This window comes from Shimazuella soli (genome assembly GCF_022511585.1).
Lineage (GTDB): Bacteria > Bacillota > Bacilli > Thermoactinomycetales > Thermoactinomycetaceae > Shimazuella > Shimazuella soli.
The window spans coordinates 253,112-268,091 of record NZ_JAKWBN010000001.1; the positions used below are offsets into that span (position 1 = coordinate 253,112).

The 14,980-nt window shown below is 41.1% G+C and carries 15 protein-coding genes, 1 other RNA gene and 1 other annotated feature; of the genes, 9 read left to right on the forward strand and 7 right to left on the reverse strand.

Annotation, left to right across the window (positions count from 1 at the left end; genetic code table 11):
* Positions 1-98 precede the first annotated feature (98 nt).
* Positions 99-260: a hypothetical protein gene (locus MK805_RS01405; RefSeq protein ID WP_240873402.1), complete on the reverse strand. Its 162-nt coding sequence runs from the start codon at positions 258-260 to the stop codon at positions 99-101.
* A gap of 118 nt (positions 261-378) precedes the next feature.
* Between MK805_RS01405 and MK805_RS01410 the strand changes: the two genes are divergently transcribed.
* The 4 genes from MK805_RS01410 to tkt all read left to right on the forward strand — a co-directional run bounded on the left by MK805_RS01410 (position 379) and on the right by tkt (position 5,469).
* Positions 379-741, forward strand: coding sequence for a hypothetical protein (locus tag MK805_RS01410; protein WP_240873403.1), 363 nt, complete (start codon positions 379-381; stop codon positions 739-741).
* Positions 742-832: 91 nt separating this feature from the next.
* The gene (locus tag MK805_RS01415) at positions 833-2,989 is read left to right on the forward strand and encodes a RelA/SpoT family protein (protein ID WP_240873404.1); all 2,157 of its coding nucleotides are present in this window, start codon (positions 833-835) and stop codon (positions 2,987-2,989) included.
* Between the two features lie 6 nt (positions 2,990-2,995).
* Complete coding sequence (gene dtd, locus MK805_RS01420) at positions 2,996-3,436, forward strand: D-aminoacyl-tRNA deacylase (RefSeq protein WP_240873405.1); 441 nt, start codon at positions 2,996-2,998, stop codon at positions 3,434-3,436.
* A gap of 41 nt (positions 3,437-3,477) precedes the next feature.
* Positions 3,478-5,469, forward strand: a complete 1,992-nt coding sequence (gene tkt / locus MK805_RS01425) for a transketolase (RefSeq protein WP_240873406.1) — start codon at positions 3,478-3,480, stop codon at positions 5,467-5,469.
* 105 nt (positions 5,470-5,574) lie between these two features.
* Here tkt and MK805_RS01430 read toward each other — a convergent pair whose 3' ends face one another.
* The 4 genes from MK805_RS01430 to MK805_RS01445 form a co-directional block, all read right to left on the reverse strand.
* Positions 5,575-5,979, reverse strand: coding sequence for a hypothetical protein (locus tag MK805_RS01430; RefSeq protein ID WP_240873407.1), 405 nt, complete (start codon positions 5,977-5,979; stop codon positions 5,575-5,577).
* Positions 5,980-6,114: 135 nt separating this feature from the next.
* Complete coding sequence (locus MK805_RS01435; RefSeq protein ID WP_240873408.1) at positions 6,115-6,498, reverse strand: hypothetical protein; 384 nt, start codon at positions 6,496-6,498, stop codon at positions 6,115-6,117.
* Between the two features lie 201 nt (positions 6,499-6,699).
* Entirely contained in the window at positions 6,700-7,089 is a 390-nt protein-coding gene (locus MK805_RS01440) for a hypothetical protein (RefSeq protein ID WP_240873409.1), read from the reverse strand.
* 70 nt (positions 7,090-7,159) lie between these two features.
* Positions 7,160-7,534: a DUF423 domain-containing protein gene (locus MK805_RS01445; RefSeq protein ID WP_240873410.1), complete on the reverse strand. Its 375-nt coding sequence runs from the start codon at positions 7,532-7,534 to the stop codon at positions 7,160-7,162.
* A gap of 239 nt (positions 7,535-7,773) precedes the next feature.
* Positions 7,774-8,022: a binding site (T-box leader), on the forward strand.
* Positions 8,023-8,078: 56 nt separating this feature from the next.
* Here MK805_RS01445 and hisS point away from each other — a divergent pair.
* The 4 genes from hisS to MK805_RS01465 all read left to right on the forward strand — a co-directional run bounded on the left by hisS (position 8,079) and on the right by MK805_RS01465 (position 12,094).
* Entirely contained in the window at positions 8,079-9,335 is a 1,257-nt protein-coding gene (gene hisS, locus MK805_RS01450; RefSeq protein ID WP_240873411.1) for a histidine--tRNA ligase, read from the forward strand.
* A 4-nt stretch (positions 9,336-9,339) separates the two neighbouring features.
* Positions 9,340-11,109: an aspartate--tRNA ligase gene (gene aspS, locus MK805_RS01455; protein ID WP_240873412.1), complete on the forward strand. Its 1,770-nt coding sequence runs from the start codon at positions 9,340-9,342 to the stop codon at positions 11,107-11,109.
* 180 nt (positions 11,110-11,289) lie between these two features.
* Positions 11,290-11,473: non-coding RNA, 6S RNA (gene ssrS, locus MK805_RS01460), on the forward strand.
* A 36-nt stretch (positions 11,474-11,509) separates the two neighbouring features.
* The gene (locus tag MK805_RS01465; RefSeq protein ID WP_240873413.1) at positions 11,510-12,094 is read left to right on the forward strand and encodes a 5' nucleotidase, NT5C type; all 585 of its coding nucleotides are present in this window, start codon (positions 11,510-11,512) and stop codon (positions 12,092-12,094) included.
* Between the two features lie 252 nt (positions 12,095-12,346).
* On the opposite strand, the gene MK805_RS01470 is transcribed toward MK805_RS01465, so the two are convergent.
* Together MK805_RS01470 and MK805_RS01475 are read right to left on the reverse strand one after the other, a co-directional pair.
* Positions 12,347-12,883, reverse strand: coding sequence for an NADPH-dependent FMN reductase (locus MK805_RS01470; protein ID WP_240873414.1), 537 nt, complete (start codon positions 12,881-12,883; stop codon positions 12,347-12,349).
* A 7-nt stretch (positions 12,884-12,890) separates the two neighbouring features.
* The gene (locus MK805_RS01475; protein WP_240873415.1) at positions 12,891-14,192 is read right to left on the reverse strand and encodes a replication-associated recombination protein A; all 1,302 of its coding nucleotides are present in this window, start codon (positions 14,190-14,192) and stop codon (positions 12,891-12,893) included.
* Between the two features lie 315 nt (positions 14,193-14,507).
* On the opposite strand from MK805_RS01475, the gene cymR reads away from it, so the two are divergent.
* Positions 14,508-14,927, forward strand: coding sequence for a cysteine metabolism transcriptional regulator CymR (cymR, locus tag MK805_RS01480; RefSeq protein ID WP_240873416.1), 420 nt, complete (start codon positions 14,508-14,510; stop codon positions 14,925-14,927).
* Positions 14,928-14,980: the final 53 nt, after the last annotated feature.

Genomic DNA, 14,980 nt, shown 5'->3' on the forward strand with positions numbered 1-14,980 from the left:
TCATTCTCCAATCTTATAAAAGTAATAATAATTGGGAAGATTATGCACAATAGGAATAAAAAAGCCCCGTTAATAGGGACTTATTCTATTAATGATTATTATTCTTTTTCTTTATCATGATATCCTGCTTGTGCATACATTTCAAAAAGAGCATTTTGGACTTTTTTCACAGCATGCTCTTCTCCAGTTAGTTCTTCTGCAAACTCTGTATCTATTTCTTTTGTCTCTTGTTCGTTTGATGCTTTCGTATTATCCTGCATGCTTTCACCTCCATATAGCGTTAACATTTCACAGCAAAGAAAAACTATGCACCTTGAAAAAGGAATAAGCTAGGAACATAATGAAGTAGTAAAACTGTAAAAGTTAGGAGTAGTGCTTGTGGAATGGTTATCTAATTTTTTCTATGCTTTTATCGGCGGTTTTGCCCGCATTTTTATTACTTCTTTTATCCTTTGGATGATAGGAATTGTTGGACTACTGTTTATGGAATTATTTAATAATGAAGAGTTTCAATTCCGTCTATATCTTCAAAAAGTATGGAAGGTATTGTTGATCTCTTTTCAAATAGCAGTATATGGCAGTGTGGTAGTTGGTTTGGTTTTATTATTCAAAACAAAAGAGTATTTAACATATACACTTGTAACGATTGATGGTATTTTGTTATCCATCCTCTACATTAGTCTTCGTCGTCGTCTTGGTAATTTTCGATCCAAAAATAGCAACCAAGGTAACAAAACATAGGATTATTTCGGAATAGAATGTTTATGTTTACATTTTTAAATCGGTATAGGATAATAATTTTTAAAACATTTTTTGGTTAGGGCTGAACGTGATGATACTTGTACAAGAGCTATTCCAAAAAGCGGCTACGTATTTACCTCCCGAAGAAGTGGCCAAGCTTGAAAAAGCTTATAAATATGCGGAGAAAGCACATGATGGACAATTACGGAAATCAGGCGAGCCGTACATCTTACATCCTGTAGCAGTTACAGAAATTTTGTTAGATTTGCAGATGGATAGTTCTACTCTTATTGCTGGTCTTCTGCATGATGTTGTGGAAGATACAGGGGTAACTTTAGCGCAAATCCATGAAGAATTCGGAGAAACAGTTGCATCTTTGGTAGATGGATTGACTAAGTTGAAAGGGTTTAAATTTCGATCCAATGCAGAGCATCAGGCAGAAAATCATCGCAAAATGTTTATTGCGATGGCAAAAGACGTACGAGTTGTTCTCTGTAAACTCGCAGATCGTCTGCATAATATGAGAACTCTGCAACATCTACCAGAAGAGAAACAGAGAAAGAAAGCGGAAGAGACATTAGAGATTTTTGCACCACTAGCTCATCGATTGGGGATTTCCAAAATTAAATGGGAATTAGAAGATCGGTCTCTTCGCTATATGAATCCTCAACAGTACTACAAAATTGTTTCCATGATGAAGAAAAAACGAACAGAACGGGAAGCTTTTTTGAGTGAAATTATTGAAACGCTATACGACAAATTCACAGAGATGGATTTGCAGGTAGAAGATATTTCTGGTCGTCCTAAGCATATTTATAGCATTTATCGCAAAATGAAAACCCAGCATAAGCAATTTCATGAGATTTATGATCTGATGGCAGTTCGTGTGATCGTAAACTCTGTAAGAGATTGTTATGCTGTGCTTGGCATGATTCATACCATGTGGAAGCCAATGCCTGGTCGTTTTAAAGATTATATTGCTATGCCCAAGACAAATATGTATCAATCCCTGCATACTACTGTTTTAGGCCCTAAAGGGGAGCCCATTGAGGTGCAGATACGGACCATGGAAATGCACCGGATCGCAGAATATGGGATTGCAGCTCACTGGGCCTATAAAGAAGGTACAACTGTAGGGAAACAATCTTTTTCGGATAAGTTAAAATGGTTTAGAGAAATGATGGAGTTACAATCAGAATCAAGAGATGCGGAAGAATTTGTGGAGAGTCTGAAAATGGACTGGTTCACAGATACTGTTTTCGTGTTTACACCTAAAACAGATGTGATTGAACTTCCTGCTGGTTCCGTACCACTTGATTTTGCATATCGTATTCACACAGAAGTGGGAAATAAATGTGTTGGGGCAAAAGTAAACGGCAATATTGTGCCACTTGATTATAAATTACAGACAGGAGATAAAGTACAAGTCCTCACTTCGAAACACAGCTATGGACCGAGCCAGGATTGGCTTAAATTAGTAAAAACATCTCATGCTCGGAATAAAATACGCAGCTGGTTCAAAACCCAACGAAGAGAAGAGAGTATCATCAAGGGAAAAGAGATGGTAGAAGCGCTTCTCAAAAAACATGATTATGATATTAACGAAGCGATGAAATCTGAAAAGATGATAGAAGTTTGCAAACGATTTAATTTCCCTAATACTGATGAGATGTTAGCAGCTGTAGGCTATGGTGGAATCTCAACCGCTCAAGTGGTCCATCGACTCACGACTGGTTTAAGAGAAGAATTGCCGCCTATTATTCCTGAAGTGAAAACTACTCCACAACGCCGCCGCCGATTGGATGTAGGTGTGCGAGTAATAGGGGTAGATAATGTGCTTGTGAGATTGTCTCGATGTTGTCATCCTGTTCCAGGGGAAGAGATCGGTGGATTTGTAACTCGTGGAAGAGGGGTATCCGTTCATCGGGCAGATTGCCCTAACTTGCAAAGTGTGGAATTAGATAGACGGGTAGAGGTTGAATGGGAAGGAGAACCTGCAGCTTCGTATCAAGTGGATATTGAAGTATCCGGCTATGACCGCCTTGGATTGTTGAATGATGTGCTTCAAGCAGTCAATGATACAAAGGCAAACTATAGTGCAGTGAATGCAAAAGTTCATCCGAAAGGATTTGCAAATATTCAATTGACCGTAGCCATACGTAATATCCATCATTTGCGGTCTGTAGTAGAACGAGTGAAAGGTGTACGGGATATTTACAGTGTACAAAGAACAGTTGGACAAGGGTGATTGATTTTGCGAGTATTGTTGCAGCGTGTAAGTAAAGCCAGTGTCACAGTAGATGGGGACATTGTAGGAGCCATTGATCATGGGCTCCTTTTGTTTGTTGGTTTTACAGACGGAGATAGTGAAAAAGAAATAGCATATCTTGCAGATAAAGTAGTGAACTTGCGAATATTTGAAGATGAACAAGGAAAAATGAATAGATCACTGCTGGATGAGGAGGGCAGTATTCTTTCCGTTTCTCAATTTACCCTCTACGGAGATTGTCGAAAAGGAAGAAGGCCTAATTTTATGGCAGCAGCACGTCCAGAAGAAGCGCTATCCTTATACGAAAAATGGAATCAAGAACTTCTTGCCAAAGGAGTTAAGGTGGAAACAGGAATATTCGGGGCAAAGATGGATGTGGAGTTAGTAAACGACGGACCAGTCACCCTCATTTTGGATAGTTTTTAGATTTGCGTGCTATAATGATGGAGGAAAAGGAGGATATTTTTATGACGATAGATCAACTTTCAATTAATACTATCAGGATGTTGTCCATTGACCAGATTGAACAAGCAAATTCTGGACATCCTGGTTTACCAATGGGGGCTGCTCCCATGGCTTACACGCTTTGGGCAAAGCAATTAAAGCACAATCCTCAAAACCCAGATTGGTATAATCGTGATCGTTTTATTTTATCAGCCGGGCACGGTTCAGCACTTTTGTATAGTTTGCTTCATCTATTCGGTTATGGGCTCACTATTGATGACTTAAAAGAATTCCGCCAATGGGGTAGTTTGACGCCAGGTCACCCAGAGGTGAAACATACAGTTGGTGTAGAAGCTACAACAGGCCCACTAGGCCAAGGAATTGCCAATGCTGTTGGAATGGCTATGGCAGAACGTCATCTAGCAGCAACTTATAATCGTGATGGATATGATGTAATCGATCATTTTACATATGCAATATGCGGTGATGGAGACTTGATGGAAGGTATTGCTCAAGAAGCAGCATCTTTGGCAGGTCACTTGCAACTAGGCAAATTGATCGTAATGTATGATTCGAATCATATATCCCTTGATGGTGATCTATCCAAGTCTTTTTCTGAAGACACATCCAAACGTTTTGAAGCCAATGGATGGCAAGTGTTGCATGTAGAAGATGGAAATGATATAGAAGCTATTAATCAAGCTATCGAACAAGCAAAACAAGAATCGTCTAAACCAACTTTGATTGAAGTACGTACCATCATTGGATATGGCAGCCCAGGCCGTGCTGGAACATCTGAGGCCCATGGGAAGCCGCTTGGTACGGAAGAAATAGCAGGTGTTCGTCGTGCTTACAATTGGACGGAGGAAACTCCTTTTTATGTGCCTGCTGAAGTATCTGAAAACTTCTCTGCGATCAGAAATGAATTAGCGAAAGCCGAAGCACAGTGGAATCAAATGTTTGAAAGCTATGAAAAGGAATATCCAATCTTAGCAAATCAAATCAAACAAGCTTTTGCTAGAGAACTGCTCACGGATTGGGCAGAACATCTGCCAACTTTTGAAGCCGATGAAAAGGGAATTGCTACAAGAGCAGCTTCTGGGAAAGCGCTGCAAGTATTGGCAAAAGAAATTCCAACTCTCTTTGGTGGATCAGCAGACTTAGCTTCTTCTAACAATACAACAATGAAAGACGATGCCAATTTTAGCCCGGATGACTATGCAGGCCGCAATATTTGGTTTGGGGTTCGCGAGCATGGGATGGGTGGAGCATTAAATGGAATGGCACTGCATGGAGGGCTTCATGTTTTTGGTGCTACTTTCTTAGTTTTCTCCGACTACTTGCGCCCTTCTATTCGGCTGGCGGCACTTTCGCAATTGCCAGTAACCTATGTGTTCACTCACGATAGTGTAGCTGTCGGCGAAGATGGACCAACTCACGAGCCAGTAGAACACATTCCATCTCTGCGCTTGATTCCTGGATTGAAAGTAGTTCGTCCTGCTGATGCAAATGAAACCGTTGCTGCATGGGAATATGCATTAAAATCACAGGATCATCCCGTTGCCCTTATTTTGAGCAGACAAAACCTGCCTGTGCTGCCTGGCACAGTAGGCAAAAAAGCAGAGATCGTAAAACAGGGGGCATATGTTGTCTCTCCATCGCAAGGGGAGGAAAAGGGAGTGCTTATCGCTACTGGTTCTGAAGTGGGATTAGCAGTAAAAGCACAGCAAAAGCTGGCAGAAAAAGGTGTACATGTACGTGTTGTAAGTATGCCATGCCGGGAAAACTTCGATCATTTAACCCATGCAGAAAAAGAAAATATTATCCCAAGCCATCTCACCGCACGTGTTGCAATTGAAGCAGCACATCCTATGGGCTGGGACAAATATGTGGGTGAAAAAGGAACGGTAATTGGTATCAATCACTTTGGGGCTTCTGCACCTGGAGATTTGTTACTCGAGAAATTTGGATTCAATGTGGAAAATGTAGTAGAACAGCTGGAAAAATTACTGTAAGAAATACTACGAAAGCCTGATCCATATCGATCAGGCTTTTTTCTATGGAAAATAATTGTTATCGGCGCTGCTCTGCCAGATCAGGATGATCCGGCGGGGCAGCTTTTAGACCTCTAGAGAATGGTCTTCTTGCCAGTGGTCTATCCCTTGCCATAAGTTGTATACGGTCTCGGAATTCACATTGCTTTTGTTTTCTATCCGAACTTCTTTTTCCTTGTGTTGAGGAGAGTCTCCGATGAGCATCACTTTACAGAAGATGATGGCTTCTCCATGTTTTTCACCTTCCTCTTGGTAGGTGAGCGTCTTTGAGACCGAATTTCTTCCGTCTTTGGATACAGCAGACGCAACAATGATGAAGCCATCGTCTTGGACGGAGATACTGAAGTCCTTCAATATCAGTTCTTCATCAGGAGCAGGATAGATTTTGTTCTGTCCAAGTTGCTGGAGCAGAAGTCCCATCAGCTGATGGAACCATTCCCGATCCGTGACGAGTTCGTCTCTGGGTTCCACTGTGACCCCAATCATCAAATGGCAAAGGCTAATTAAATATTATCACAAACTTGTATATTTTATTTTTCTGCGAAAAAAACGTCGGACACCCCTGCCTCGGCTGAGGACAGGGGTGCATTGTGCCGAAAGAACTACCTACCAGAAGCGGATGTCTTCTGAACCAACTTCATCGAAGTTTTTGGTGATGGGTTCGGTGATCGGAATCTGCTTTCCCAACTTACTTTCATTCACCTCTCGGATGTATTCGGTGATGCTCACACGTCCTTCGGATGAGGCGGAGATCCTTCGGACTCTGGTGACCTTGTGCAGACCGTTCTTCCATCCCTCTGCTGTGAAGAAAAGCCTGTTGGCAGCGGAGAAGATGGTGTAGTTGGTGAGCTCATACGTCTCTTGTCCGTGGGTGACATGCTCCTCGGTCGGAGGCGACAAGGGAGCAGAGACCCGGATGTCCAAACCCTGGCTTCGAAGCCAATCGTTGATCGGCTCGACCCGATGACAGACTGTTTGAAGTTGGTTCACCGTAATCCTTTCTGTTCTGACGGTGTGGAGTCATTATAACATGGGTTTTTAGATACTTTATGTAAAGAGATTATTAATTTTATTATTTCCTATCGGATAAGTTCAGTTTAGACATGGTATTCTATATGTTTGTTGAAACGCACGAGTGCCCAGTCTGTGTCCATGTGGACCACAGACTGGGCACTCACTCAGTTGCTGGAATTACAGTTCGAAGAAGGAACGGAACACCTCGTCGGTGATCTCAGCCAAGAAGTATGGAATGGTCTTCGATTCGGAGGCAGTCGTCACTTTTTCTACAGTGACGATGAGTTCAGGATCGGCAAATCCCACACCATCCTGAACCTGAAAGACCAGCTTCCTTGACTCGACTACTACTTCATCTTCGATGCCGTTCAGGATCAATTCCAGAGTCTTGGTGTCCTCTGAAAACCTATTTGTGGCAATCCTGATTTCATCACCAAGAAGTGAGGTGCGGTTCAAGTACCTCACCATCTTCTCAGTGTCCAGAGCCTTGTTGTTCAGCAACTGGTTGAAGCTTTCAGCCAGCTCGTCGATTTTCTCGACCATGGTGTGCTTCAGTCGAGCAGCCATTACATCCCATTTTTCTCTAGGGGACTCGGTCGTGAATAATCATACTATGGACTTCATAAAAATACAATCACTAAGGGATTAATTTTGCAATTGCAACTGCATAAACAATCCAGCCAGCGATAAAGGCAACTCCACCGATTGGTGTAATGGCTCCGAGTACTTTTACGTTTGTAAGCACCATAATATACAGACTTCCAGAGAAAAAGAGAATGCCGACAAAGAGCAGCCAAGCAGCAGTCGTGAGCATTCCACTATTGCCGAATTTGGCCATGGTCAATGCGACAATGATGATAGCTAGAGCATGGACGATATGGTAATGAGCTCCTGTCTGCCAATTGGAGAGCATTTTTTCACTTACTTTGCCTGCTAATCCATGTGCTCCAAAAGCTCCGATCGCTACAGCGAGTGCCATTAAGATACTACCTAGAATAAAAAATAGTTTCATTTTTAACCTCTCACCTTCGTATGTAATCGCAAATATTGTAGCATAATTGGGTTGTGATAAAAATGTTAGCGGTTTCACAAATGTATTTATACAGACACAAAATAGACATAATTAAGAGCGGTTACATTGTAAATATTAGATGTGGATATGCTTGACACCGCAACATAATCTTCATATAATCTTAAACAAAGATTACACTTTCTTTCACATACTTCATTACACTAATACATTCAATTACATAACCACCAATGATGGGAATAGTAATCGAGTAACGAACTTAAAGAGAGGAGAACTCATAGGCTGTAAAGTTCTCCAGTTACGATTCGGCGAATGACACCCAGAGGTTCTAGTGCGAAACCAGTAAAGGGAGTAGAGCTAGACGCATATCCAGCGATAATGGACAAGAAGTGGAAAACTTTTTATCTGTTTTCAATTAGGGTGGTACCACGGGTTTTTTAAAGATTGTTTACCAATCTCTCGTCCCTGACAATAAGGTCAGTGGCGGGAGATTTTTTAATTTCCATAAAAGGAGGTCAGCAAAAATATGGGTATTCCACGCGGTACATATGATATCTTGCCAAACGAGGTGACTACTTGGCATTACCTGGAAAAAACAGCCAGAGAAATATGTGCACGATACGCTTATGAGGAAGTACGTACACCAATTTTTGAAGAAACGTCACTTTACGAGCGAGGGGTCGGAGAGACAACGGATATTGTGGAAAAAGAAATGTACACTTTTTTGGATCGAAAAAAACGATCTCTGACCCTTCGTCCTGAAGGTACAGCAGGTGTGGTTCGCTCTTTTGTAGAGAATAAAATGTATGGAGAATCGCTTCCTGTAAAGCTGTATTATTTTGGGCCGATGTTCCGATATGAACGTCCGCAAGCAGGAAGGTACCGTCAGTTTCACCAGTTTGGAGTAGAGGTATTTGGTAGCGATGATCCGGCACTCGATGCTGAAGTTATTTCATTAGGTCTCGCGTTTTATCGTTCTCTCGGGATTTCAGGGGTGCAAGTAGGGATTAATAATGTGGGAACTCCAGAGATCAGAGCGAAATATTTTGAAAAATTAATCGAATACTTTGCTCCTTTTGAAGCGGAACTAGATCAAGATGCCAAATCACGTCTTTATCGCAATCCGATGAGGATTTTAGATAGTAAGGTAAAGCGAACACAAGAAATTGCGGAGGGTGCTCCTTCTATCTTAGATTCACTAGACAAAGCGAGTATGGAAAATTTTGAGCGTGTCCAATCTTACTTACAAGAGCTGCAAGTTCCTTTTCAAGTAAATGATCGTTTGGTTCGCGGCTTGGATTATTACACCCAAACTGCTTTTGAGTTTATGATCGAAGAATTGGGAGCGCAAGCTGGAGTGATTGGCGGCGGTGGACGTTATAATGGTTTAGTCCAAGAACTAGGTGGTCCAGAAGTTTCAGGCATTGGATTTGGTATAGGATTGGAAAGAGTTATATTGGCTTTAAAGGAGCAGAATGTGGCTATTCCATCCACCAAACCGATGGATTGTTTTCTCGTTACGATGGGTGAACAAGCACAACATGCTTCTGTTCGTTTACTAGGAGAACTGCGCGGGGCAGGGTTAAAAGCAGAACGGGATTACTTAGATCGTAAGATGAAAGCTCAATTTAAAGCGGCTAATCGTTATAAAGCCCGCTATGTAGCCGTTCTTGGTGATGAAGAATTAGCAAGTGGAAAAATTCAAGTGAAACAGATGGAAACAGGTGAACAAAAATCCATAGCGATGGATCAATTGGTCTCCTATTTACTGGAGGGAAAGTAAAGAGATGTTTCGGACGCATTATATTGATGCTTGTGTACAGGCATTAGACGAACAAGTGACCATAAATGGATGGGTACAATCCCGGCGAGATCTCGGTGGAGTTATTTTTCTTGATATTCGTGATCGTACAGGTACGATGCAAGTTGTGTTCAACCCCGATATTTCAGCGGAGGCTGTAAGTATAGCCGATCAAGTCAGAAGTGAATATGTAGTGTCCATCACAGGAAAAGTGGTAAAGCGCTCAGCTGATACCGTTAACCCTAATATTCCTACTGGTGAATTAGAAGTAAAGGGAGAGCAAATACATCTCTTTAATCCAGCAAAAACGCCACCTTTTCCGATTCAAGACCGTGTTGATGTCGATGAGAGTGTTCGCTTAAAATACCGGTATCTTGATCTGCGTCGTCCAAAAATGCAACAAACATTGATGCTTCGCCATAAAGCGATGCAAGTAGTACGCAGGTATTTGGATAGCCAGGGATTTGTAGAACTAGAAACTCCTATTCTTACCAAAAGTACGCCTGAAGGTGCGCGTGATTATTTGGTTCCAAGCAGAATCCACAAAGGGGAGTTTTATGCCTTACCCCAATCACCTCAGCTCTTTAAGCAATTGTTTATGGTCGCAGGGATGGAGCGCTATTTTCAGATCGCTAGATGTTTCCGAGATGAAGACTTGCGTGCAGATCGGCAGCCTGAATTTACGCAAATCGACTTAGAAATGTCCTTTTTGCCTTTAGAAGATTTATTTTCGATGATGGAAAAAATGTTTGTAACCCTTTGGAAAGAGACACTTGGTGTAGATATCCAAAGTCCTTTCCCTCGCATTCCTTATCAAGAAGCGATGGAGCGTTATGGTTCAGACAAGCCTGACCTGCGTTTTGGGATGGAATTAGTAAATGTATCACCTGCTTTGGAGAAAAATTCTTTTCAAGTATTCCAAAACGCAATCCAATCTGGTGGTGTTTTAAAGGCAATCGTTGTTCCAGGTAAAGCAAGCTGGAGTAGGAAAGAAGTAGAGACTTGGATCGGTGTTGCACAGGAACTCGGGGCCAAAGGATTAGCTTGGTTAGCACTCAAAGAAGAAGGAGTGAAAGGATCTGTCGCTAAGTTTGTCTCAGAAGAGGAAATAGTAAAGATCAAAGAGTTAACAGGTGCTTCAACAGGTGACATCATCTATATCATGGCGGATAAACAGAAAGCTGTGGCCAATGTGATGGGTGAGCTGCGTTTGCGTCTTGGTCGGGCACTTGACTTAATTGATGAAAGTAAATATGCATTTGCATGGATTACCGAATTTCCGCTGTTTGAATTGGAAGAAGAATCAGGTCAGTACGTTCCAGCACACCATCCGTTTACGATGCCAGTGGAAGAAGATATACCATTGCTGGACAGTGATTTAGGAGCAGTCCGCTCACAGGCACATGACCTTGTACTAAATGGATATGAATTGTCCAGTGGAAGTCAGCGGATCTATAATCGTGAACTGCAAATGAAAATGTTTGATCTGTTAGGAATCTCACAAGAAGAGGCTAAATCGAAATTCGGCTTTTTGCTAGATGCTTTTGAATTTGGTGCACCACCTCATGGCGGTATGGCATTTGGCTTTGACCGAATCATCATGTTACTAGCAGGAGCAAAAAATCTGCGTGAATGTATTGCATTCCCAAAAACAGCTAGTGCTAGTGATCTCATGACAGAGGCTCCTTCCGAAGTAGATGAAAAACAACTGACAGACCTCCATATTAAAATATCAAACAAACAAGTTGTTCGATAAAAATTTAAATTTGGTTTGTTATTTCAAAACGCTAAGATTATTTACCTTAGCGTTTTTCCTATCTATAAAGTTTTGAGCTGTTTTATTTCGAAAAGTATGAAAACATTTCAAAAAATAAACCGCTTTCATTTTGGTTTTTGTTGCCTTCTGGTAATCTTTATGCTACTATAAATGTAAGAAAAGACCCTGCGATGTGCGAGGGCCACCGAAGTTTTGAGCCAACACTTTTTCTGCGGGAGCTTGGGTCATCTGTTGGACTGGGAGCCTCTTTAAGGGGGATCTACGAATACAGGTGCAAAGCACCCACCTGCTTTTGAATACGGGCAGGTTCAAAACTTAGGAGCCACGGCATAACGGGGCTTTTTTTGTTTTATACTAGTATTTGAAGGGGGTTCAAGATATGAAACTTAGATTTGGAATAGATATCGACGGGACAATCAAAGATACACATAGAGCAGCAGTAGAAATCTATAACAAAGAGTTTGGCAAAGCAGTACTTATAGAAGATGTACCTGATTTTTATTTAGATAAACCATTTGGTCTTACGCCCCAAGAAGGTCGCAAAACATGGCGCCGGTTAGAGGAGAAGATATATACACTTGGTTTACCTCTTCCACATGCCTCCGAGGTATTAAATAATCTCGTCAAGGAAGGTCATGAAGTTTATTTTATTACTGCTAGACCAGGGATGGAGAAAATCCGACGTGTGACGAAGGTCTGGCTAAAAAAACATAACTTCCCATACAACGGAAGTAACCTTCATATGAACTCGATTAACAAAGCAAAGGTCGCAAAAAAGCTTGGGATTGATTTGTTTTTCGAAGATGCAGAAGAGCATTTAAATAAGTTAGTTTCTGGCGGTATTCCAACAATTGTGGTAGATGCTTGTTACAATCGTCACCTTCATCCTAATTTACCTCGAATTACAGATTGGCGCGATGTATATGAGATTGTGGAAAAATTACAAGAGTTGAAAAAGTGTTAATGTTTATCTGTTGCAGTTAAGGATTTTACTCTAAAAACCAAGACTACATATGAATCCATCTCCGATGAGGAACTGGAAGAAAATAGTTCATCACATCCAAAATTGAAAGGGAAGAAAAAGAATTATCTTCGTGGTATGTACGAGCATAAAATTCACCAAAAGGGATAACTTTTTCTTTATGCGCGCATGATTGGTGTAAAAAAACTGCCATTTTTCCGCTAATAGTAAATATACAGGGGATGATAATCCCCCTCACTTATTTACTAGGATCGAAAGTATTTGTTCTAGATCTTTCTTTAGGGAAGGATCGTTTATATTACCTTCTTTATCTATCTTTAGACTAACTTGTGGAATGCCCAAGGTCGCTCCATCGGGAATATGGGCGTTGATCATGCCGAGAGTAAGCAGCAGCGACCTCATCGCTTCTTCTCCACCGGTAGTCATAGGGGATGCACTGATAACAGCAGTTGGTTTATCGATAAATTCACCAGAAGAGACTATCCAATCCAGTGCGTTTTTTAGTACTCCTGGTATTCCTTTTGCGTATTCGGGTGTACTGATAATGACTCCATCAGCCGATTTGAGTTCTGTGCGAAATGCTTCTACTTCTGCATAAGCTTGATCTTGGTCGATATCAGGATTGAAGTGAGGAAGTTTCTCCAATTTATCTGTAAGTGTAAATGTTACATTCTCTGGAGCAAAATTTCCCATGTGTTTTAAAATTTTGGTACTAAAGGAGTTTTCTCGTAGACTGCCAGAAATAGCTAATATTTTTGTTGGTTTATTCATGTTGTTCTCAACCCTTCTTTTTTCCTTTGATCCAATTTAGATGCTCGATTAATTTTCCTTCGTACCCCATTGAACTAGGTTGATAAATTTGTTTGTGCTTATGTTCCATAGGTAGATATTGTTGTTCAACAAAGTGATTTTCATAGTCATGAGGGTATTTGTATTTTTCTTGCTTATGATTTTGCAGATGTGCTGGCACCTCACCATCATATTCTTTTTTTACGATCTCCATTGCTTCATTTATACCTTTGTACGCAGAATTACTTTTGGGTGCGGTGGCTAGGTAGAGAGCTGCTTCAGCAAGGGGAATGCGTGCTTCCGGCATTCCTATATATTCTACAGCATGAGCGGCGGCTGAGGCTACCATCAATGCTCTTGGATCAGCAAGACCGACATCTTCGGCAGCTTGTATCAATATCCTCCGGGCAATAAATTTTGGATCTTCTCCTGCTAGGAGCATCTTAGCCAAATAATATAAAGTAGCATCTGGATCAGAACCCCGCATACTCTTGATAAAAGCAGAGATAGAGTCGTAATGACCATCTCCTTTTTTATCATAACGGATACGCTTTTGTTGGATGGATTCTTCTGCTACAGCTAATGTCACATGTCGAATTCCTTCGTTATTGGGTCTTGTCGTTGTGACAGCTAGTTCCAAAGCATTTAAAGCATGTCTTGTATCTCCGCCAGATTTTTGTGCGAGGTGGGTGAGAGCTTCCTCCTCTATCTTACATTGGAAATTTCCTAAACCTCTTTGTTTATCTTCAAGTGCACGTTTTAAAATCGAGATGACTTCAAGATCTGTCAGCGGTTTCAGTTCAAATACGAGCGAACGCGATAATAAGGCGGTATTCACTTCGTAGGAAGGATTTTCTGTCGTAGCACCGATGAGAATGAGACCGCCATCTTCTACATCTGGCAATAGGACATCTTGTTGTGCCCTATTTAGACGATGAATTTCATCGATAAACAATATGGTTCTCACATTTTCCATTGCAAGTCGCGAAATGGCACTTTTCGCGATTTGTTTGATATCATTTGCACCAGTGCCAACGGCATGAGCTTTAACAAAGACCGCATTTGTTCTGTTTGCAATGATTTCAGCTAATGTTGTTTTACCTGTACCAGGAGGTCCATGTAAAATGAGAGAAGTGAGTTGATCTGCTTCAATTGCACGTCGCAGTAAGGTATCTTTACCGATAATGTGCTTTTGACCAACAAATTCGTCTAAAGTACGAGGACGCAATCGTGCTGCAAGTGGTCCATTTGTCTGTTTCGCTTCTTCGCCGAGATGAGAAAATAAGTCCATAGAAGTCACTCCCTTCATTAAACCAAAATTAACCAAAAAAATTCGAAAATCATTTATAAAGAAAACTTGGCGATGTGTCTTGCCTTTCAAGGCGCAGACAGAGGCTTAGTTTCACTTATGCACCTCAGACTAGGGCACAAGTCTCGCTTTGTAGATAAGATAAAATTTATACTCACTTATCTACTAAAAAAACAAGACAGGTAAGGAGATTTCTCGTATAGTAGATGATAATTAGTCTTATCTTTAGGAGCACATATAAGAAGATATTGATTTATGACATGTTTCCGTTATTATTAAAATGAATGAGGTGTTATTTTGAAGATATCGACAAAAGGGCGATATGGTCTAACGATTATGATGGACTTAGCAACGCGTTATGGACAGGGTCCAATCCCTTTAAAACGGGTAGCAGAAAGACATGATCTGTCAGAACATTATTTGGAGCAATTGATTGCACCACTGCGAAATGCTGGATTAGTACGCAGTATACGTGGAGCATACGGCGGTTATAAATTAGCAAAATCTCCAGAGGAAATTACTGCTGGGGATATTATCCGTGTTTTAGAAGGACCTATTAGTCCTGTAGAATTTACGGATGAAGATAATCCAGCCAGACGAGATTTATGGAAACGAATTCGAGATGCAATAGCAACTGAACTCGATTCTACCACACTGGCAATGCTTATCCAATTTGATTCAGATGGCAATACTGATAACTATATGTTTTATATCTAACGCCTGATGGAAAACCTCCTGTTTCTTGATTGTTTTATAAAAGGAGGTGATTC

Excerpts from the sequence above, each read along its gene's own strand:
- MK805_RS01405 (WP_240873402.1), bottom strand. The coding sequence starts at position 260 with ATGCAGGATAATACGAAAGCATCAAACGAACAAGAGACAAAAGAAATA.
- MK805_RS01415 (WP_240873404.1), top strand. The coding sequence starts at position 833 with ATGATACTTGTACAAGAGCTATTCCAAAAAGCGGCTACGTATTTACCT.
- tkt (WP_240873406.1), top strand. The coding sequence starts at position 3,478 with ATGACGATAGATCAACTTTCAATTAATACTATCAGGATGTTGTCCATT.
- MK805_RS01440 (WP_240873409.1), bottom strand. The coding sequence starts at position 7,089 with ATGGCTGCTCGACTGAAGCACACCATGGTCGAGAAAATCGACGAGCTG.
- MK805_RS01445 (WP_240873410.1), bottom strand. The coding sequence starts at position 7,534 with ATGAAACTATTTTTTATTCTAGGTAGTATCTTAATGGCACTCGCTGTA.
- hisS (WP_240873411.1), top strand. The coding sequence starts at position 8,079 with ATGGGTATTCCACGCGGTACATATGATATCTTGCCAAACGAGGTGACT.
- aspS (WP_240873412.1), top strand. The coding sequence starts at position 9,340 with ATGTTTCGGACGCATTATATTGATGCTTGTGTACAGGCATTAGACGAA.
- MK805_RS01465 (WP_240873413.1), top strand. The coding sequence starts at position 11,510 with ATGAAACTTAGATTTGGAATAGATATCGACGGGACAATCAAAGATACA.
- MK805_RS01470 (WP_240873414.1), bottom strand. The coding sequence starts at position 12,883 with ATGAATAAACCAACAAAAATATTAGCTATTTCTGGCAGTCTACGAGAA.
- MK805_RS01475 (WP_240873415.1), bottom strand. The coding sequence starts at position 14,192 with ATGGACTTATTTTCTCATCTCGGCGAAGAAGCGAAACAGACAAATGGA.